Annotated in this window: 19 protein-coding genes; 14 read left to right on the forward strand and 5 right to left on the reverse strand. The window is 62.5% G+C overall.

All coding sequences use genetic code 11. The annotated features are described in order from the left end of the window. Window positions 1-70 precede the first annotated feature (70 nt). Window positions 71-1,180, forward strand: coding sequence for a MinD/ParA family protein (locus ACBG85_RS11985; protein WP_193595384.1), 1,110 nt, complete (start codon window positions 71-73; stop codon window positions 1,178-1,180). 25 nt (window positions 1,181-1,205) lie between these two features. Here the strand turns inward: ACBG85_RS11985 and ACBG85_RS11990 are convergent, their stop codons facing one another. Then, window positions 1,206-1,706 (reverse strand): M23 family metallopeptidase, encoded by a 501-nt coding sequence (locus tag ACBG85_RS11990; RefSeq protein WP_047271297.1) that lies wholly within the window; start codon window positions 1,704-1,706, stop codon window positions 1,206-1,208. Between the two features lie 307 nt (window positions 1,707-2,013). Here ACBG85_RS11990 and rpsB point away from each other — a divergent pair, with 307 nt between their 5' ends. The 6 genes from rpsB (at window position 2,014) to ACBG85_RS12020 (ending at window position 7,061) form a co-directional block, all read left to right on the forward strand. Next, the gene (rpsB, locus tag ACBG85_RS11995) at window positions 2,014-2,871 is read left to right on the forward strand and encodes a 30S ribosomal protein S2 (protein WP_003942709.1); all 858 of its coding nucleotides are present in this window, start codon (window positions 2,014-2,016) and stop codon (window positions 2,869-2,871) included. A 152-nt stretch (window positions 2,872-3,023) separates the two neighbouring features. Continuing rightward, window positions 3,024-3,851 (forward strand): translation elongation factor Ts, encoded by an 828-nt coding sequence (gene tsf, locus ACBG85_RS12000; RefSeq protein ID WP_007734877.1) that lies wholly within the window; start codon window positions 3,024-3,026, stop codon window positions 3,849-3,851. Between the two features lie 200 nt (window positions 3,852-4,051). Further along, window positions 4,052-4,780, forward strand: coding sequence for a UMP kinase (gene pyrH, locus ACBG85_RS12005; RefSeq protein ID WP_003942722.1), 729 nt, complete (start codon window positions 4,052-4,054; stop codon window positions 4,778-4,780). A 43-nt stretch (window positions 4,781-4,823) separates the two neighbouring features. Next, a complete protein-coding gene (frr, locus tag ACBG85_RS12010) occupies window positions 4,824-5,381 on the forward strand; it encodes a ribosome recycling factor (RefSeq protein WP_003942777.1) in 558 nt (185 codons plus the stop codon). Between the two features lie 48 nt (window positions 5,382-5,429). Further along, a complete protein-coding gene (locus ACBG85_RS12015) occupies window positions 5,430-6,326 on the forward strand; it encodes a phosphatidate cytidylyltransferase (RefSeq protein ID WP_003942673.1) in 897 nt (298 codons plus the stop codon). A gap of 6 nt (window positions 6,327-6,332) precedes the next feature. Continuing rightward, window positions 6,333-7,061: a class I SAM-dependent methyltransferase gene (locus ACBG85_RS12020; protein WP_372027558.1), complete on the forward strand. Its 729-nt coding sequence runs from the start codon at window positions 6,333-6,335 to the stop codon at window positions 7,059-7,061. Between the two features lie 80 nt (window positions 7,062-7,141). Here the strand turns inward: ACBG85_RS12020 and ACBG85_RS12025 are convergent, their stop codons facing one another. Next, window positions 7,142-7,984, reverse strand: coding sequence for a CoA ester lyase (locus tag ACBG85_RS12025; RefSeq protein WP_030244636.1), 843 nt, complete (start codon window positions 7,982-7,984; stop codon window positions 7,142-7,144). Between the two features lie 95 nt (window positions 7,985-8,079). Next, window positions 8,080-8,490, reverse strand: coding sequence for a lipopolysaccharide assembly LapA domain-containing protein (locus tag ACBG85_RS12030; protein WP_020969349.1), 411 nt, complete (start codon window positions 8,488-8,490; stop codon window positions 8,080-8,082). A gap of 102 nt (window positions 8,491-8,592) precedes the next feature. On the opposite strand from ACBG85_RS12030, the gene rlmN reads away from it, so the two are divergent. Next, a complete protein-coding gene (rlmN, locus tag ACBG85_RS12035; protein WP_003942816.1) occupies window positions 8,593-9,702 on the forward strand; it encodes a 23S rRNA (adenine(2503)-C(2))-methyltransferase RlmN in 1,110 nt (369 codons plus the stop codon). 78 nt (window positions 9,703-9,780) lie between these two features. Here the strand turns inward: rlmN and ACBG85_RS12040 are convergent, their stop codons facing one another. Beyond that, complete coding sequence (locus tag ACBG85_RS12040) at window positions 9,781-10,050, reverse strand: DUF2631 domain-containing protein (RefSeq protein WP_003942762.1); 270 nt, start codon at window positions 10,048-10,050, stop codon at window positions 9,781-9,783. A 120-nt stretch (window positions 10,051-10,170) separates the two neighbouring features. Between ACBG85_RS12040 and dxr the strand changes: the two genes are divergently transcribed. The 5 genes from dxr to ACBG85_RS12065 all read left to right on the forward strand — a co-directional run bounded on the left by dxr (window position 10,171) and on the right by ACBG85_RS12065 (window position 16,630). Further along, complete coding sequence (gene dxr, locus ACBG85_RS12045; RefSeq protein WP_064073702.1) at window positions 10,171-11,328, forward strand: 1-deoxy-D-xylulose-5-phosphate reductoisomerase; 1,158 nt, start codon at window positions 10,171-10,173, stop codon at window positions 11,326-11,328. 7 nt (window positions 11,329-11,335) lie between these two features. Then, window positions 11,336-12,553: an RIP metalloprotease gene (locus ACBG85_RS12050; protein ID WP_007734886.1), complete on the forward strand. Its 1,218-nt coding sequence runs from the start codon at window positions 11,336-11,338 to the stop codon at window positions 12,551-12,553. Between the two features lie 87 nt (window positions 12,554-12,640). After that, window positions 12,641-13,798: a flavodoxin-dependent (E)-4-hydroxy-3-methylbut-2-enyl-diphosphate synthase gene (ispG, locus tag ACBG85_RS12055; RefSeq protein ID WP_007734888.1), complete on the forward strand. Its 1,158-nt coding sequence runs from the start codon at window positions 12,641-12,643 to the stop codon at window positions 13,796-13,798. Between the two features lie 111 nt (window positions 13,799-13,909). Beyond that, complete coding sequence (locus ACBG85_RS12060; RefSeq protein ID WP_003942692.1) at window positions 13,910-14,746, forward strand: GNAT family N-acetyltransferase; 837 nt, start codon at window positions 13,910-13,912, stop codon at window positions 14,744-14,746. A 69-nt stretch (window positions 14,747-14,815) separates the two neighbouring features. Beyond that, complete coding sequence (locus ACBG85_RS12065; protein WP_214514394.1) at window positions 14,816-16,630, forward strand: penicillin-binding transpeptidase domain-containing protein; 1,815 nt, start codon at window positions 14,816-14,818, stop codon at window positions 16,628-16,630. A gap of 4 nt (window positions 16,631-16,634) precedes the next feature. Here ACBG85_RS12065 and ACBG85_RS12070 read toward each other — a convergent pair whose 3' ends face one another. Then, entirely contained in the window at window positions 16,635-17,444 is an 810-nt protein-coding gene (locus ACBG85_RS12070; RefSeq protein ID WP_042450799.1) for a LuxR C-terminal-related transcriptional regulator, read from the reverse strand. Window positions 17,445-17,622: 178 nt separating this feature from the next. On the opposite strand from ACBG85_RS12070, the gene ACBG85_RS12075 reads away from it, so the two are divergent. Further along, window positions 17,623-19,245 carry an AMP-binding protein gene (locus ACBG85_RS12075; protein WP_003942743.1) on the forward strand — a complete coding sequence of 541 codons (1,623 nt, stop codon included), beginning with the start codon at window positions 17,623-17,625 and terminating at the stop codon, window positions 19,243-19,245. The last annotated feature ends 9 nt before the right edge of the window (window positions 19,246-19,254 follow it).

A 19,254-nucleotide genomic window follows, 5' to 3' on the forward strand; every position in this document is an offset into this window, starting at 1 on the left:
AGAGTGAACAATCGGCAAAGTTCGATCGTCGTGTCGAGACACTCGATTACATGCGATATCCGGGGGATTCGTGAACCGCCAAGATGTGAAGCACCTGCCGAACAGCGGCCAACCAGCCTGGCTGTCCGAATCGCCGCAACCGGCTCCCGGGCCGGCGCCGACGCCGGAGCCTGTGGCGCGACTGCAAGAGGTCTGGTCCGCGCCACCGCCACCGTCGAGCCAACAGCAGGTGACAAACCAGGATCTGGTTGCCGAAGCTTTACTGAAACGCCCGAAACGGACGCCGCGTGGCGGCTGGCGTAGGGGATTGCATCGTGCGACCGGAGGTGTGGTCAATCTGGGGGATTCGACCAACGAACAGCGCAACCGTGCACTGGCCGCCCGAATCGAGCAGCCGATCCGCAACGACTACCGAGTCGCTCTGCTCTCGCTCAAAGGGGGCGTGGGCAAGACGACGGTCACGGTCGGACTCGGTGCGACGTTTGCTTCGCTGCGTGGTGACTGCGTCGTGGCGGTTGACGCCAATCCCGATTTCGGGACTTTGGCACAACGTGTTCCGCTGCAGACCAATTCGACAGTGCGCGATCTGATTGCTGCTAGACCGGACATAAAGAGCTATTCGGACGTTCGAGTGCACACATCCCAGTCGTCGAGTCGTCTCGAGGTGCTGGCGAGTGAGCAGGATCCGGCGATTTCGGAGGCATTCAGCGAGGCCGACTATCGCCAGGTCATCGACATCTTGCAGGTCTACTACAACATCATCCTCACTGATTGCGGTACCGGGATCATGCACTCGGCGATGAACGGCGTTCTCGATCTTGCCAATTCGTTGGTTCTGGTCAGTTCGCCGGCAATCGACGGAGCGCGCAGTGCAGCGGCAACGCTCGACTGGCTTCAGTTGCACGGATACGGCCATCTGGTCGAGCGGACCGTCGTCGTCATCAGCGCCGCCAGACCAGGGTCGAGCGTCATCGACATGGACGCGTTGGTGGACTATTTCATGCGTCGATGCCGCGCCGTCGAGGTCATTCCTTTCGACGAGCATCTCGCGGAGGGGTCGGTGATGGACCTCGAATTGATGCGACCGGCCACCAGACGAGCGTTCATGGAACTGGCAGCGATGGTGGCCGACGACTTCGCGGACGCTGTGGGTCGGCACGCCGTTTCCGAGTGGCACTGATTCTGCGACCGATTTCTGCGACCGATCAGCCTCCTTTCAATGGCTTGAGCCTGAGCGGTTGCGACCGAACCAGTCCGAGTGGATCGAGATACTCGCGTCCTCTGCGCAAGCCCCAGTGCAAACATGCTTCGACAGCGCACCCTTCGTGCCCGGTTTCGAGGGTTCCGATCACTGACCTGGCTGCGACGCGTTCACCTGTGCGAACGACTGCGGTGACGGGTTCGTAGGTCGTGCGTAGGCCGCCGGAATGATCGATCGACACCGTCGGCTTTCCGGCGACCACTCCCGCGAACACCACGATGCCGTCACCGGCCGCGAGGACGGATTGGCCGGCGCTGCCGCCGAGATCGACCCCGCGATGACCCGGCAGCCAGTTCTCGGCCGGTTTGTCGAAAGCGCGTTCCACGTGCGGCCGAGGAGCGAGCGGCCAGTCGAATCGCGTGTCTGCTGACGCCGTGCCTACGGCGACACAGCAGGAGATCACGGCGAAGGCCACGCCTCGTCGAGCTCCGCGCAACATCGTCATTCCTTGATCTTGCGTGGAGTAGCGCACGCTTCAATGCAGATCAGACGGGTAATCCACAAGGTAGCCGCCGATCCACAACCGCCGGTTCGGTCTGTTGCTTCCGGGGTGGTTATGGCATCGGGGGACGAGGACGTACACTTGTCGAGCGGTCTGTGCTCGCACAGTCCGACTTCGCGCGCCCGCGCACGTTTTCCGGCCTCGGCTGGTCCTGGTTCTCACGAAACAGGTCCGACGGCCGTGCGGGTGCCAGGGCAGGGATCACCCGATCGCCTGCATCAACCGGATTGAAAGTTTGAGGTACACAGCCATGGCTGTCGTAACCATGAAGCAGATGCTCGATAGTGGAACCCACTTCGGACATCAGACCCGTCGCTGGAACCCGAAGATGAAGCGATTCATCTTGACCGACCGCAACGGCATCTACATCATCGACCTCCAGCAGACGCTGACGTACATCGACAAGGCGTACGAGTTCGTCAAGGAGACCGTTGCCCACGGCGGCACCGTTCTCTTCGTCGGTACCAAGAAGCAGGCGCAGGAGTCCATCGCTTCCGAAGCGACTCGCGTCGGAATGCCCTACGTTAACCAGCGTTGGCTCGGCGGCATGCTCACCAACTTCACCACCGTTCACAAGCGTCTGCTTCGCCTCAAGGAGCTCGAGGCAATGGAGCAGACCGGTGGATTCGAAGGTCGCACCAAGAAGGAAATCCTCATGCTCACGCGTGAGATGACCAAGCTGGATCGCACCCTCGGTGGTATCCGCGACATGGCCAAGGTTCCTTCCGCGGTGTGGATCGTCGACACCAACAAGGAGCACCTGGCAGTTGCCGAGGCTCGCAAGCTGAACATCCCGGTCATCGCGATCCTGGACACCAACTGCGACCCCGACCTCGTCGACTACCCGATCCCGGGCAACGACGACGCCATCCGTTCCGCAGCACTGCTGACCAAGGTTGTCGCTTCCGCGGTTGCCGAAGGTGTGCAGGCACGTGCAGGACTGAGCGCCGACAAGGACGCGAAGCCCGAAGCCGGCGCAGGCGAGCCCCTCGCCGAGTGGGAGCAGGAACTGCTCTCGCAGGCAGCTCCGGCCGCAGAGGCTGAGGCAGCTCCGGCTGCAGAGGCTGAGGCAGCCCCCGCCGCAGAGGCACCGGCTACCGAGGCCTGATTCGTTGAAACCGGCCCTGACCAAGAGTTCTTTTGGTCAGGGCCGTTTCACCGTTAGGCCCGAGCACCACCGTCAGGCCGTGCTTCACCGTTAGGCCGTGCTTCACCGTTAGTCCTAGGTCCGAAATAGACACATGAGGAGGCTCGCTAATCATGGCGAACTACACCGCCGCTGACGTCAAGCGGCTCCGTGAGCTCACCGGCTCCGGAATGATGGCATGTAAGAACGCACTCGCAGATGCAGACGGCGATTTCGACAAGGCCGTCGAGCAGCTGCGCATCAAGGGCGCGAAGGATGTCGGAAAGCGCGCAGAGCGCACCACCGCTGAGGGTCTCGTCGTCGCCAAGGACGGCGTCATGATCGAGATCAACTGCGAGACCGACTTCGTCGCCAAGAACGACGAGTTCATCAAGCTGGCCGACGAGATCGTGACCGTCGCTGCTGCTGGTAAGCCTGCTGACCTCGACGCTCTCAAGGCGCTCGAGCTCGACGGCAAGACCATCGACACCGTCATTGCGGAGCAGTCCGCGAAGATCGGTGAGAAGCTCGAACTGAGCCGCGTCGCTTCCTTCGACGGCCCCGTTGCCGTTTACCTGCACAAGCGCAGCTCCGACTTGCCGCCCGCTGTCGGCGTTCTCGTCGAGTACACCGGTGAAGGCGATGCTGCTGCTGAGGCCGCTCGCGGCGCTGCAATGCAGGTCGCAGCACTCAAGGCGAAGTACGTCACGCGTGACGAGGTTCCCGAGGAGATCGTCGCTTCCGAGCGTCACATCGCCGAAGAGACCGCCCGCGCAGAAGGCAAGCCCGAGCAGGCACTGCCGAAGATCATCGAAGGCCGCGTCAACGGTTACTTCAAGGACGTCGTTCTGACCGAGCAGTCTTCGGTCACGGACTCCAAGAAGACCGTCAAGGCGATCCTCGACGAGGCAGGCGTGACCATCAAGCGCTTCGTGCGTTTCGAGGTCGGCGCCTCCGCTTAATTCGGAGCCCGCACACATGGACCCCGCCTGAAGAGCATTTGCTCTACCGGCGGGGTCTACGTGTACCTGGGGCCTCCGATGAGGCAGGATGAGAGTGCCTCGGGACGAGTCCCGGGGGCTTTCCTATGCCGCGGTGTCCGATTCGGCGGCAGAAGAAGAATGAAGGACCTACAAGGTCTTGTATCGAACTGAGGAGAACAATGTCCGAACCAGCCAACGAACGTCCAGGATTCAAGCGGGTCCTGCTCAAACTCGGCGGCGAAATGTTCGGAGGCGGCAAAGTCGGTCTCGATCCCGACGTGGTCACCAAGGTGGCTGAGCAGATCGCAGAGGTCGTTCGATCGGGCGTACAGGTTGCAGTGGTCATCGGCGGCGGAAACTTCTTCCGCGGAGCGGAATTGCAGCAGCGTGGCCTCGATCGCGCGCGCTCCGACTACATGGGCATGCTAGGCACCGTCATGAACTGCCTCGCTCTGCAGGATTTCCTGGAGAAGGCGGGCGTCGATTCTCGCGTGCAGACGGCCATCACCATGGGCCAGGTCGCCGAGCCGTACCTCCCCCTTCGCGCACGCAGGCACCTCGAGAAGGGGCGCGTAGTCATCTTCGGTGCCGGGATGGGTATGCCCTACTTCTCGACTGACACCACTGCTGCGCAGCGCGCGCTGGAGATCGGTGCCGAGGTAGTGCTGATGGCCAAGGCTGTCGACGGCGTCTACTCGGCCGACCCGCGTCTCGACCCGGACGCGACGATGTACGAACAGATCACGCACCGTGAGGTCATCGAACGTGAGCTCAAGGTCGCGGACGCGACGGCATTCAGCCTGTGCATGGACAACTCGATGCCGATGATGGTGTTCAACCTCCTCACCGAAGGAAACATCGCTCGCGCGGTGTCCGGTGAGAAGATCGGCACCCTGATCAAGTCGTGAGTGACACCCAAAAAATGATGCAGAACAACATGGAGGAACAGCCGTGATCGATGAAGCGCTCTTCGAGGCAGAAGAGAAGATGGAAAAGGCTGTCACGGTAGCCAAGGACGATCTCGGCTCGGTTCGCACCGGACGCGCGAACCCCGGTATGTTCTCGCGCATCGTGATCGACTACTACGGTTCGATCACGCCGATCACGCAGCTCGCGAGCATCAACGTCCCCGAGGCCCGCATGGTCATCGTCAAGCCGTACGAGGCTTCGCAGCTCAACGCGATCGAGACGGCGATCCGCAACTCGGATCTCGGTGTGAACCCGTCCAACGACGGCAGCATCATCCGCATTTCGGTTCCGCAGCTCACGGAAGAGCGTCGACGTGAACTGGTGAAGCAGGCCAAGTCCAAGGGCGAGGATTCGAAGGTCACGCTGCGCAACATCCGCCGCAAGGCGATGGACGAACTCGGCCGGATCCAGAAGGACGGTGAAGCCGGCGAGGACGAGGTCGGTCGCGCAGAGAAAGAACTCGACAAGACGACGGCGAAGTACGTGCACACGGTCGAGGAACTCGTCAAGCACAAGGAAGCAGAGTTGATGGAGGTATAGCCTCCTCATTTGCAGTGTTTGTCGTCGGGAGTAGATCAGGGAGTTTGGGTGCACGCACAAGAGGGAACCGCCGGTGGTCCCGTCACGGACGGGCCTACGGGCGGCGCTGAGGGCGCGCAACCGCCGAAGTCGAAGGCGGGCAGGAACCTACCTGCCGCCATCGGCGTCGGAGCTGGCCTCGGCGCCTTGGTCATCGGCACTTTGATCTTCCTGCCCCCCGGATGGATCGCCGTCGTTGCGATCGCGATGTTCATCGCGACGTGGGAGGTCACCACGCGGCTTCGTGAAGCCGACATCGAGGTGCCGCGAATTCCGCTTCTCGTCGGCGGGCAAGCCACGATCTGGCTCGGCTGGCCGTGGGGACCGGTCGGGGTGCTCAGCGGATTCACCGCGACCGTCCTGGTATGCATGGTGTGGCGGTTGTTCGACCACGGCCTCAAGGCGACCCCGAAGAACTTCCTGAGAGACACCTCCATCACGGTGTTCGTTCTGGCGTGGATCCCGCTGTTGGCGTCATTCGGTGCGTTGATGGTGCTCGAAGACGACGGCCCCGGTCGCGTCTTCGTCCTGATGATCGGTGTCGTGTGCTCCGACATCGGCGGCTACGCGGCTGGAGTGCTGTTCGGGAAGCACCCGATGGTGCCGGCTGTGAGCCCGAAGAAGTCCTGGGAAGGATTCGTCGGCTCCCTCATTTTCTGCGTCATCGGCAGTCTGCTTTCGGTGACGTTGATACTCGACGCGAATTCGATGATCGGCGTCCTGCTCGGTGTCGTCCTGGTGGTAGTCGCGACGGTCGGCGACCTGATCGAATCGCAGATCAAGCGTGAACTCGGCATCAAGGACATGGGAACCTTGCTTCCCGGCCACGGCGGAATCATGGACCGCCTGGATTCACTCCTGCCGTCGGCATTTGTCACCTGGCTGATTCTGTACGCACTCGTCTGATTTCTCGTGCGTGATTTTTTCTCCGGCCGATCCAAGCCCATTCCCAGTCCGAACATCTGGCATTGGCCGGACGTCTACGAGGTCGAGAACCGCGCGCAGGACGTCGACGGTTCCCTCTGGGCCGCGATGGGAGCCCAGGTCGACTGGTCTGGACGCGATGTCGTCGATGTCGGCTGTGGGGCAGGGTTCCATCTACCGGAGTTCGCTCGTACTGCCCGTCGTGTTGTCGGAGTGGAGCCGCATGCACCGCTGGTGAAGTCCGCACGGGAACGAACCCGCGATTCGGCATCGATCGACGTAGTCCAGGGTTCAGCAGAGTCCACGGGTCTGGTGGATGCTTCAGTCGATCTCGTCCATGCCCGTACGGCGTACTTCTTCGGAAAAGGCTGCGGCCCGGGAATTCGTGAAGCAATGCGCATCCTGAGGCCCGGGGGAGCCCTGCTGATCGTGGATCTCGATGTGAGCGCCGGCCCGTACGGGGAGTGGATGAGGGCGGATCTGCCCAAATACGATCCCGCGGCGGTCGAAGCGTTCTTCGAGGCTCAAGGATTCTCGCTCACGCGCGTCGACACCCGGTGGGAGTTCGAGAATCGAGACGATATGCGGCGGGTGCTCGGAATCGAATTCACCGAGAAGACTGCCGAGCGTGCGTTCTCGCAAGTAACAGGGCTTGCCTTCACGGTGCGATACCGAATCCATGTTCGGTCCAAACCACGATCACTCGAACTTGCGTGAAAGGCGGGCTCGAAAGACGAACGTCAGGCGCTCCGACTTGAGCGCCTGACGTTTTCTGCACCGATTCAGTAGTAAAAAAATCAGTGATCGGTGGGGATGTGGAACAGGGTGGCGAGCTTGTGAATCTTCTTCGCCTTGGCGAGCTTGGGCAGGTCGCTGCCGTCGCGCACGCGTGAGCCGTCTTCGCCGAGATCGTCGATGACATTCTGAGCCCAGATCGCGTCGGCCACGGATGGACTCAGTCCCGCGTTGACGGGGGCAGTCTGCGCGGTGGTCATGCAGAGTTTGCCGGCCATACCGAGTGACAAGGTGATCGCACAGTCTCGGGCGAGCAGATCCAGATCGGGGCCGAGCGTGGGACCGTCGATCGGCGGAGCGATGCGTGCCGCGCGGCTGGCGATGGTGAGCCGCGAACGCGGGTACGACATCGACGTGGGGGAGTCGTCCATCCCAGTGTCGCGCCGGAAGTCGCCGCTGCCGAATGCGAGACGGAAGATGCCGTCTGTGCGTGCGATCTCGGGCGCAGCCTCGAGTCCCACCGCGGATTCGACGAGAGCAAGAATCTTGGTGCCTTCGGGAAGTCGCTCGGCCGTGGCGTCGGCCTGCTGACCGCTTTCGGTCTTTGCGAGCATGACACCCTCGAGTCCGGGGAGGCCCGCGAGTGCGGCCAGATCCTCTTCCCAGAACGGTGTCGTGGCGTCGTTGATCCGAACCCAGGCGTGATTGTGTTCGCTCAGGAATGCGGCGACGTCGCGGCGGGCCGCCGGTTTGTTGGGTGCGGTGACGGCATCCTCGAGGTCGAGAATGACGGCGTCGGCCGCACTCGCGAGTGCGGCGTCGAAGGTGTCCGGTTTGGACGCGGGGACGAGGAGCCAGGATCTTGCCTGCTGTGGGGCAATTCGCGAGGTCACAGGTCTCTCCATGTGAGTAGTCACATCAGGGCCTTTCCGGTGATTTCCACGACATCAATGATGCCTGCTGGCCCATCGATCGACCCAATTGCGTAACTAGATTTCAGTCACATCTGCCGCTTCGCTGCGCGCCGGATCTGAATGATGCGAACCCCGCCTGCCAACGCCATGATCAATGCGCCCGCGATCGCGGAGAGCAGGATCGTGATTCCGAGCGGAAAGTCGATCTGCCAGGCGAGGATCTTGACGGAGACGCTCTCGAGGTTCTGCAGGATGAACACCAGCAGTAAGATCAGCACAATTGCGCCTATGACCAGGCCAACCCAGGTCGTCGCAGCTCTGGTTCGGTCGGTGACCGACGTTCCGGTCGGCACCGGTTCAGGCGTCGGTGTCGGTTCCGGATCGTGTTTTTCCACTGCCTTGTCCTCGCCCACCTTCGGAAGTTCCGGATCGGGACCGAAACCGTCGGCTGGGCCGTACACGGGGGAATTCGACGGATCCTCTGGTGTGGTTGACATGACATGATCATCACTCAACCTGCGCGAAGTTGCACGGGTAATCCGGCCACAATCGGGTGGCAGTGGGGTAGCACCCCAAAACAATGGGACAATGGTGTAACTATGGCTGCCTCTCTTCCCCTCGTTTTCACTGCACCCAAGCGCGGAATGCCTCCACGGCACCTCGCCGATCTCGATTCCGCCGAGCGCAAAGAAGCGGTGAAAGAGCTCGGCCTTCCGGCTTTCCGGGCCGATCAGCTGGCGCGTCAGTACTACGCGCGGCTCGAAGCCGATCCGGAGAAGATGACCGATCTCCCCGCATCGGTGCGCGAGAAGGTTGGGGAGTCGCTGTTCCCGACCTTGTTGACCCCGATCAAGCACCTCGCGTGCGATTCGGGCGACACTCGCAAGACCCTGTGGAAGGCACATGACGGAACGCTGCTCGAAAGCGTCTTGATGCGCTATCCCGACCGGGCAACACTTTGCATCTCGAGTCAGGCAGGCTGCGGAATGGCCTGCCCGTTCTGTGCGACGGGTCAGGGCGGCCTCGACCGCAACCTCTCGACCGCCGAGATCGTCGATCAGGTTCGCGAGGCAGCGGCTGCCATGCGCGACGGTGAAGTTGCCGGCGGCCCCGGACGCCTCTCGAACGTCGTGTTCATGGGTATGGGCGAGCCTTTGGCGAACTACAAGCGCGTGGTGGCAGCGGTACGACGGATCACCTCGCCTGCACCCGACGGCCTCGGCCTGTCTCAGCGGTCCGTCACGGTCTCGACCGTCGGCCTCGCTCCCGCTATCCGCAAGCTCGCTGACGAAGGCCTGAGCGTCACGCTGGCGGTATCGCTGCACACACCGGACGACGAACTGCGCGACACTCTTGTCCCGGTCAACAATCGCTGGTCAGTGTCGGAGGTACTTCAGGCTGCCCGGTACTACGCAGACAAGACCGGTCGCCGTGTGTCCATCGAGTACGCGATGATCAAGAACGTCAACGATCAGCCGTGGCGCGCGGACATGCTGGGCAAGAAGCTGAAGAAAGCACTCGGCGGGTTGGTGCACGTCAACCTGATTCCGCTCAACCCGACTCCGGGCAGCGAGTGGGACGCGAGCCCCAAGGACGTCGAGCGTGAGTTCGTGCGTCGGGTCATCGCCCAGGGCGTCTCGTGCACGGTGCGCGATACGCGCGGTCAGGAAATCGCCGCAGCCTGTGGCCAGCTGGCAGCCGAGAACTGAAACGTTCCAGGCCTGAAACACGTAAAGAGAAGGCCTCCACGAACTTTCGTTCGTGGAGGCCTTCTCTTTGTCAGGTTTCTAGCGCGGGCGGCGACGGATGACGATGTCGCGGACCAGAATGAAGATCATCAATCCGGCGGTGCCGATGAGCCACAGATCCTCGACCTTGCCGTGATGGTTTCCGATCATCATCAGAAGCAGGAATATTGCGAAGAACCATCCGAGGAAACGGAAAAACTTGAGTCCTTCACCACTCCACCCCCATGCGGCAGAGGGAACCTCGGCCTCATCGACGTGCGAGACCACGACGGGGGCGCTGGACTTGACGTCCAACTGGGTATCGGCCACGGTCGATCCTCCTGCTCATTCGGTTGCACTACTGCCCAATATGGTGACATACGACTGCCTGTCGTACGTAGTTGGGCGTCGATAAGGTTGTTCTCAGGTGTTATCAGGAACAATGGGCGAGTGCAGGAAACCACACGTACCCGCGTCCTCCTCCTCGGCAGTACCGGTTCGATCGGTACCCAAGCGCTGGAGGTCATCGCTGCCAACCCCGACCGTTTCGAAGTAGTCGGTCTTGCAGCGGGCGGCAACAACGTCGAGTTGTTGGCCGAACAGATTCGTGCAACCGGCGTCACGGACGTCGCCGTCGCCGATCCTGCAGCGGCATCGGCGCTGGAATCGGTAACCGCCCGTTCGGGACCGAGCGCCGTGACGGAACTGGTTCGGGACAGCGGTGCCGATGTTGTCCTCAATGCGCTCGTCGGTTCTTTGGGACTCGAACCGACACTGGCGGCTTTGAACTCGGGAGCGCGCCTGGCGCTGGCGAACAAGGAATCGCTTGTCGCCGGCGGAGCGCTGGTGACGAAAGCCGCCGCCCCCGGTCAGATCGTGCCGGTCGACTCGGAGCATTCGGCGCTTGCCCAGTGCCTACGTGGTGGAACAGGCGACGAGGTGGCCCGGTTGGTTCTCACCGCTTCGGGTGGGCCGTTCCGTGGCTGGAGCGCCGAGGAGCTCGAAAGTGTGAATCCGGCTCAGGCAAAAGCGCACCCCACCTGGTCGATGGGCCCCATGAACACCCTCAACTCGGCAACTCTGGTCAACAAGGGCCTCGAGTTGATCGAGACGAACCTGCTGTTCGGGATCGACTACGACCGCATCGACGTCACCGTGCATCCGCAATCGATCGTGCACTCCATGGTGACCTTCTTCGACGGATCGACGCTGGCACAGGCGAGTCCACCGGACATGAAGCTCCCGATCGCTCTCGCTCTCGGCTGGCCGGACCGCATCGAAGGTGCGGCGTCGGCATGCGACTTCACCACCGCCTCCACCTGGGAATTCGAGCCGCTCGATTCGTCGGTGTTCCCAGCCGTCGATCTGGCGCGAAGCGCAGGAAAATCCGGAGGTTGCTTCACCGCGATCTACAACGCGGCCAACGAAGTGGCGGCTCAGGCATTCCTCGACGGTGTCATTTCCTTCCCGGCGATCGTCCGCACGGTGGCTGCTGTTCTCGACGATGCAGGTCAATGGTCCGCAGAACCGGTTACCGTGGACGACGTTCTGGCCGCAGACGGCTGGGCACGCACACGAGCGCGTCAGCTCGTGAAGCAGGAGGGCTAGAGCTTTCATGGTTTTTGCACTGGGCGTAGTGCTGTTTGCCCTCGGCATCGGCGTGTCCATCGCCCTGCACGAAGCCGGTCACATGTGGACGGCCAAGGCTTTGGGAATGAAGGTTCGCCGCTACTACATCGGCTTCGGACCGAAAATCTTCTCGTTCCGTCGAGGTGAGACCGAGTACGGCCTCAAGGCGCTGCCGCTGGGCGGATTCTGCGACATCGCGGGCATGACGGCCCTCGACGAGATGACGCCTGAAGAAGAGCCGCACGCGATGTACAAGAAGGCGGCGTGGAAGCGCGTCGTCGTCATGTCCGGCGGTATCGCGATGAACTTCATTCTCGGGTTCCTCCTGATCTACGCATTGCTCCTCGGTTGGGGTCGAACCAGTACGGAGCCGGCACCGCCTGTTGTCAAGGGCGTGACGTGTGTTGCTCCGACGCAGCTCGGACAGGATCAGGGGTGGAAACTCGCGGATTGCACCGGTACCGGCCCGGCGGAGGCAGCCGGAATTGCTGCCGGCGATCGGATCGTCGCGGTGGACGGTCAACCGACGGACACTTTCGCCAAGGTTTCCGCGGCGATCCGCGACAAGTCCGGGACAGTCACGCTCACAGTCGAGCGCGGCGACGAGACTGTTCAAGTTCCGGTCGACGTATCGCCGGTTGAGCGTTACGTAGCCAAAGACGGCAGCACAACGCCGGAACTGGCAAAGGTAGGCGCTGTCGGAATTGAGGGTGTCAGCAATCTGATCGAGTACAACGCGCTCACTGCTGTTCCGGCCGCCTTCGACTTCACCGGCCAGATCATGGTCGACTCGGTAAAGGCGTTGGCTGACATTCCGTCGAAGGTGGGGGCTCTGTGGGAGTCGATCACGGGCGGCGAACGCGCCCAGGACACACCGATCAGCGTGGTTGGTGCCAGCGTGATCGGCGGTGAAGCGGCGGACCGTGCACAGTGGGCGACGTTCGTCGGACTGCTCGCATCGATCAACTTCTTCCTCGGTGTTTTCAACATTCTGCCGCTGTTGCCGCTCGACGGCGGTCACATCGCGGTGGTCTTCTACGAGAAGATCCGTGATTGGTTCCGCGCCCGCCGAGGCTTGATTCCCGGCGGCCCGGTCGACTACACCAGACTCCTTCCGATTACTTACGTATTCATCGTGATCGGTGGCGCGTTCATGTTGCTGACACTCACGGCTGACATCGTCAATCCGATCAAGATCTTCTGACCGTGTGAGAAGGGTGACGGTTGCCGCGCGGTAGTGCGGCGATCGCCCGGCTAAACTTGCAGTGAAGCTATGAAAGAAGGCACAGACGTGACCATCCCTATCGGACTGGGAATGCCCTCGGCACCCGCAGCGATTCTTGCTCCTCGACGCAAGACACGGCAGCTGCAGGTCGGCACGGTAGGTGTGGGCAGCGATTTCCCCATCTCGGTGCAGTCCATGTGCACCACGAAGACGCACGACGTCAATGCAACGCTGCAGCAGATCGCGGAACTGACCGCGTCCGGTTGCGACATCGTTCGTGTCGCCTGCCCGCGTCAGGAAGACGCGGACGCGTTGTCGATCATTGCGAAGAAGAGCCAGATCCCGGTTATCGCCGACATCCACTTCCAGCCGCGCTACATCTTCGCGGCAATCGATGCGGGATGCGCTGCGGTGCGCGTCAATCCGGGCAACATCAAGGAATTCGACGGCCGTGTCAAAGAGGTGGCCAAGGCTGCCGGTGACGCAGGCATTCCGATCCGTATCGGTGTCAACGCGGGATCGCTCGATCCTCGGTTGATGGAGAAGTACGGCAAGGCGACGCCCGAAGCGTTGGTCGAGTCCGCGCTGTGGGAGGCCGGGTTGTTCGAAGAGCACGGCTTCGGTGACATCAAGATCTCCGTCAAGCACAACGATCCGGTGATCATGGTCGAGGCTTACCGCCAACTCGCCGCCAAATGCGATTACCCGTTGCACCTCGGCGTCACGGAGGCAGGGCCGGCGTTTCAGGGCACGATCAAGTCCGCGGTCGCCTTCGGTGCGCTGCTCGCGGAGGGTATCGGCGACACGATCCGGGTTTCGCTCTCGGCCCCGCCGGCCGAGGAAATCAAGGTCGGTAACCAGATTCTGCAGTCTCTGAACCTGCGTCCCCGCAAGCTCGAGATCGTCTCTTGCCCCTCGTGTGGCCGTGCACAGGTCGATGTCTACACGCTTGCCGACGAGGTCTCCGCCGGCCTCGAAGGCATGGAGATTCCGCTGCGCGTGGCAGTCATGGGTTGCGTCGTGAACGGACCGGGTGAAGCGCGTGAGGCCGACCTCGGTGTGGCGTCCGGCAACGGCAAGGGCCAGATCTTCGTCAAGGGCAAGGTCATCAAGACGGTGCCCGAGGCGCAGATCGTCGAGACGTTGATCGAAGAGGCGATGAAAATTGCCGAAAGCATGGAGGGTGACGCCTCGGAGGGTGCGCCGGTCGTCACCGTGAGTTGAGTGATTGCCGGATGAATCTTCCCCGTCGGTGTCAGGTTCGTGGCAATCTGAGTGCATCATGATCGGGTAGTGATATTCGTGGACGCGCAGTCGAGTCGAGGGGGTTGACGGATGCTCAAACTCCTCGGAGCCAAGCAGGTCGGAAGTCGAGATCTCGAAGACGTCCGACGGGTACTCGACGCCGATCCGGTGGCGGCCTGCATGATTGCCGCGCGCGTCGAAGAATGCGGCGTCGACCCACGAATGATTCACGGCGAGCTGTGGAGTCGAGGCGGGCCGTTGTCCTCACTGTGCTTTGCCGGGGCGAATCTGGTTCCGCTTCGAGGCGATCCGGATGACATTCGGGCATTCGCCGACCGTGCCTGTCGGATTCCGCGCATGTGCTCGTCGGTGGTCGGCCGCGCCGAATTGGCGTTGCCGCTGTGGGAGATGCTCGAGCTCGACTGGGGAACTGCGCGGGAGGTGCGCCCCGAACAGCCGTTGCTCGCGGTTTCCGAGCCGCTGGCGTGCCCGTCGGATCCACTGGTCCGGCAGGTTCGCTCGGACGAACTCGAGATCTATCTGCCTGCCGCGATCGCGATGTTCATCGAAGAGGTCGGAGTCGACCCGCGTGCCAACGACGGTGGGCGCGGATACCGGCACCGTGTCGCTAGCCTGATCGCCGCTGGTCGAGCGTGGGCGCACATCGAGGACGGCCAGGTCGTTTTCAAGGCGGAGGTCGGTTCGATGTCTGCTCGCTGTGGCCAGATCCAGGGTGTGTGGGTCAACCCGGAATTTCGTGGGCAGGGCTTCGGCGTGACCGGTACAGCGGCTGTAGCGGAGTCGATCATGGCGACCGGTCGCATTGCGAGCCTGTACGTCAACAGCTTCAATACGATTGCGCGGTCGACCTATTCGCGGGTGGGGTTCCGACAGGTCGCGACCTTCTCGACGGTGCTGCTCGACTGACCGTACAAGCTGCGTGCAATGGTCGCGCCTACGCTGGGTGGAGCATTTGTCGCCCTACTATGGGGCTCGATGAACACTCGGCATTTCTCTCGTAGTCGCTCGGCCCAACTGTTGGCCTCCTGCACCGTGATTTTCTTGGCGGTGGGGATCAGCTCGTGTACTCCGAAACCCGCCGGCCCCGAGCCCGTCGCGCAGCAGTTCCTGAGTGCGTTCGGTGACAGGGATTTCGACGAGGCAGCAAAACTGACGGACCGGCCTGATTCCGCGGGTCCTGTATTGAGTGACACCTGGGATGCGCTCCAGGCCGAGTCGATGACTGCCGAGACGACGTCGGTGAAGATGAACGGTGACACAGCGACGGTCGGCTACACCTACGAGTGGCACCTTCCGAAAGACCGTGTGTGGACGTACGACGGCGAGCTGCAGATGGGACGCAAGGACGGTGACTGGTCCGTCCGGTGGAGTTCGACGGACGTTCATCCGCGCCTCGGTGACAAGCAGACGATGTCGTTGCGGGCAACCGCGGCGCCGCGAGCGCGGGTCAACGAGCATTCGGGCACGGATGTCCTGGTGCCGGGAATTGTCTACCGAGTGAAGTTCGATCGCTCCAAGAGCAACGACATCATCGGTTCCGCGAACAGTCTCGCAAGTGTTCTCGGTCGGTTCGATTCTTCGCTGACGGGTCAATCGATCGCCGAATCCTCGACGGCCGTCAAGGGCGACTATCTGGTGACCCGCCTGCGCAGTGACGACTACGACCAGGTATCGGCGCAACTGGGAGCCATCTCGGGAGTATCTGTCTCGGACGAATCGGATCTCGTCTCGACGGACCCGGAGTTCGCGCCTGACCTTCTCGGGCAGATCAAGAAGACGATCATCGACGAGGTCGACGGCAAAGCCGGCTGGAGTGTCGTCACGGTCAACCAGAACGGCGTCGACACCGATGTGCTGACCGAGACTGCGCCGCAACCTGTTCCGTCGTTCAGTATCAGTTTGGACCGCAACATTCAGATCGCTGCTCAGCGTGCCGTGAACGTGAACAAGGATCAGGCGATGATGGTGGTCATCGAACCGTCGAGTGGGGCGATCCTGGCTGTCGCACAGAACAAGGCAGCAGACCGCGACGGACCGGTCGCGACGATGGGTCAGTACCCGCCCGGTTCGACGTTCAAGATCATCACGGCAGGCGCCGCAATTTCGACCGGTCAGGCGACCCCCGACACGATGGTGCCATGTCCTGGCCGGATCGAGATCGGTGAGCGCAGCGTCCCCAACTACAACGAGTTCTCACTCGGCACGGTGCCGATGGCAACGGCCTTCGCGCGTTCGTGCAACACGTCCTTCGCCAAGCTGGCCAGCGAGATGCAACCAGACACGTTGACCACTGCCGCAGCGCAGTTCGGCATCGGCCAGGACTACAACGTGGTGGGATTGCCGATCGATTCCGGTTCGGTGCCGCCGGCGTCGGACCTGGTGCAGCGGACCGAAGACGGGTTCGGTCAGGGAAAGGTCGTGGTCAGTCCGTTCGGAATGGCGATGGCAGCGGCGACGGTCGCGAACGGTTCGACTCCGGTGCCGCAACTGATTTCAGGGCGCGAAACCACCATCGACGGCGAGCGCCCGGCGATCTCGCCCGCCATGGTCGACGGCCTGCGCGGAATGATGCGACTCGTGGTCACCAGCGGTACTGCAGAACGCGTCGAAGATCAGGGTGAGGTGTACGGCAAGACCGGGGAAGCCGAGGTCGAAGGGGGATCGCACGCGTGGTTCGTCGGCTATCGCGGGAACCTGGCCTTCGCGACTCTGGTTGTGCGGGGCGGAAGTTCGGACAACGCCGTCGCAGTCACCCGCGACATGCTCACCGCCCTGCCTGAAGGCTACTGACCCGTCAGGGGAGCAGTCCCAACCTCCGGGCGGTCACCACGGCTTCGTGGCGTGAGCTCGCGTCCAGCTTTCCCATCGCGCTTCGCAGATAGCTCTTGACTGTTTCAGGGCGAAGGGAAAGCCGTTGGCCGGCTTCGATGTTGGTGCAGCCGAGTGCGACCTGAGAGAGAACATCCACTTCACGCGGTGTGAGCGTGACGTCGGATTCGGCGTCGGCGGTGGGACGCAGCAGGTTGGCCAAACGCTGGGAGAGTCCGCGGAGTTTGGTCTGCAAGTCGGTGTCGGTGACGGTCTGGGCGACACTGCGTAGTTCGGCGTGGACTCCGCGGATCTCTTCCGAAGACATACCGTCGGCGGTAGTCGCGGCGGCGGCCTGCAGTAGTTGCAGGCGACGATCGACTTCGTCGCGGATGGCGAACTCCATCCCGAGACGCCGGGATGCGCCGACCATGACGTCTGCTGTGCGGTCACCCAACGGAGCGGAATCGCGGATCGCGGCGTAGAGCACAGCGCGCGATTTTCCCGAAACCATGACCGGAACGGCGATGATCGAATGCAGGCCCTCGCTGAGAACAGGACGGTCGAAGTGATGAGTGATGGACTGCGAATTGCCGTAATCGTTGACGGTGATCGGTGAACCCTGGGCTACGACGCGTCCGCCCATGCCCGAGCGCGGCGGGATGGCCAAGCCCTTGAGGTTGTTGGTGCGGGTGCCGACGAATTCGCTCAGGTGCAGGGTTCCGTCCTGGACCTCGCCTCCGAACAGCACGGGAACAACGCCCTGAGCTGCGATTGTTCGGAGTTCACCTCGCATTGCGTCCCCGTCGCGGGGGCGCAGAAGTGACGAAGCATGTCGGTTCACGCAGGTACCCCTTTCTGGGGGTAGTGAAGTTCTCTTGTGAGCTAGATCATAGGGGGTGAACAGTACGTATGACGAGCCGCCAACGTAACCGGTCGGGCCAACCATACGACGATCGATAAGGAGCAAGTTGATGAGCACCGATCCCACCGCACGGGTGCGCGAGCTGCTGGACCAGTACGACACCCCGCATGCCAGCGCCGCAGAATTGCTCTGCGATCGGCATCCCGCGGATGGCGTTGCATTCACCGTCGTCGAGGCAGACCTTAGCTCGGTGGACCTCACTTACGGTCATCTACGTGAGCAGTCGGCGCGTTTCGCGGCAGCTCTGGCCGACCTCGGAGTCGAGCCGGGTGACAACGTCGCGACCTTGATGGGTAAGTCTGCGGACCTGGTGGTCGCGCTCCTCGGAATCTGGCGCCGCGGAGCGGTCCACGTGCCCTTGTTCACGGCGTTCGCTTCGCCGGCCATCGCTTTCCGCTTGACGGCCAGTGGCGCGAAGGTGGTCATTTCCGACGCCAATCAGCTCGAGAAGCTCGCGCCGGGAGAGGACATCCCCGCCGACGCAGCGTGGCAGGTCATCGTCGCGGGCGGCGCGGCCGGTGACGAGTTGGACTTCGACGCACTTGTCGCAGCTCAGGATGCCGAAGACCCGAAGGGCGCTGCTCAGGCAGTCGGCGGCAACGCACCGATGGTGCAGTTGTTCACCAGTGGCACCACGGGAACACCCAAGGGCGTGCCGGTTCCGGTGCGCGCGCTCGCCTCGTTCCACGCATACCAGGAGTTCGGCCTCGACGTCCGAGAGGACGACGTGTTCTGGAACGCCGCAGACCCGGGCTGGGCGTACGGGCTGTACTACGCGTTGCTCGGCCCGCTTGCCGCCGGCACGCGAAGCTTGCTGCTGCACGCCGGATTCTCCGCGCCGCTGACGTGGCAGATCATCGAGAAGTTCGGTGTCACCAATTTTGCCGCCGCTCCGACTGTCTACCGCAGTCTGCGTGCCGACAAGGCTCCCGTTCCGGAAGGCATCTCGCTGCGCCGCGCTTCCTCGGCCGGTGAGCCCTTGACTCCGGATGTTGTTGCGTGGTCGAAGAACTCGTTGGGCGTCGAGGTCCGTGATCACTACGGCCAGACCGAGCACGGCATGTTCATCGTCAACGCCTGGGCCGACGGACTTCGCGACGATGTCCGTCCCGGATCCATGGGTCGTCCGTTGCCGGGTTGGTCTGCCGCTGTGCTGGAAGACAATTCGGATGACATTGCACCGGCCCGCACTCAGGGCCGCGTGGCGATCGATACTCACAACAGCCCGTTGATGTGGTTCACCGGGTACGTCGATGCGCCGGAGAAGACGAAGCAGCGATTCAGCGAAGACGGCCGCTGGTACATCACCGGTGATGCGGGAATGACGGACGAGGACGGATTCTTCTTCTTCTCCTCGCGCGACGACGACGTCATCATCATGGCGGGCTACCGCATCGGTCCCTTCGACGTCGAGAGCGTGCTGGTCATGCACGAGCACGTCATCGAGGCCGCCGTGGTGGGCATGCCCGACGAGTTGCGCGGTGAGGTTCTCGAGGCGTTCGTCGTTCTTCGCGAAGGCGTCGACGGCGACGACGAACTCGAGAAGGAACTGCAGACGTTGGTGAAGAAGAAGTTCGCCGCGCACGCGTACCCACGCACGGTGCACTTTGTTCCGAACCTGCCCAAGACCCCGAGTGGCAAGGTTCAGCGGTACATCTTGCGGAAGGGATAAACCCCTGCT

Origin of the sequence: Rhodococcus sp. NyZ502 (genome assembly GCF_041464245.1) — a bacterium.
In the GTDB taxonomy this organism is placed as follows: Bacteria; Actinomycetota; Actinomycetes; order Mycobacteriales; family Mycobacteriaceae; genus Rhodococcus_F; species Rhodococcus_F qingshengii.

Excerpts from the sequence above, each read along its gene's own strand:
- ACBG85_RS11990 (WP_047271297.1), bottom strand. The coding sequence starts at position 1,706 with ATGACGATGTTGCGCGGAGCTCGACGAGGCGTGGCCTTCGCCGTGATC.
- rpsB (WP_003942709.1), top strand. The coding sequence starts at position 2,014 with ATGGCTGTCGTAACCATGAAGCAGATGCTCGATAGTGGAACCCACTTC.
- tsf (WP_007734877.1), top strand. The coding sequence starts at position 3,024 with ATGGCGAACTACACCGCCGCTGACGTCAAGCGGCTCCGTGAGCTCACC.
- pyrH (WP_003942722.1), top strand. The coding sequence starts at position 4,052 with ATGTCCGAACCAGCCAACGAACGTCCAGGATTCAAGCGGGTCCTGCTC.
- ACBG85_RS12025 (WP_030244636.1), bottom strand. The coding sequence starts at position 7,984 with ATGGAGAGACCTGTGACCTCGCGAATTGCCCCACAGCAGGCAAGATCC.
- ACBG85_RS12030 (WP_020969349.1), bottom strand. The coding sequence starts at position 8,490 with ATGTCAACCACACCAGAGGATCCGTCGAATTCCCCCGTGTACGGCCCA.
- rlmN (WP_003942816.1), top strand. The coding sequence starts at position 8,593 with ATGGCTGCCTCTCTTCCCCTCGTTTTCACTGCACCCAAGCGCGGAATG.
- ACBG85_RS12050 (WP_007734886.1), top strand. The coding sequence starts at position 11,336 with ATGGTTTTTGCACTGGGCGTAGTGCTGTTTGCCCTCGGCATCGGCGTG.
- ACBG85_RS12060 (WP_003942692.1), top strand. The coding sequence starts at position 13,910 with ATGCTCAAACTCCTCGGAGCCAAGCAGGTCGGAAGTCGAGATCTCGAA.
- ACBG85_RS12065 (WP_214514394.1), top strand. The coding sequence starts at position 14,816 with ATGAACACTCGGCATTTCTCTCGTAGTCGCTCGGCCCAACTGTTGGCC.
- ACBG85_RS12070 (WP_042450799.1), bottom strand. The coding sequence starts at position 17,444 with ATGCGAGGTGAACTCCGAACAATCGCAGCTCAGGGCGTTGTTCCCGTG.
- ACBG85_RS12075 (WP_003942743.1), top strand. The coding sequence starts at position 17,623 with ATGAGCACCGATCCCACCGCACGGGTGCGCGAGCTGCTGGACCAGTAC.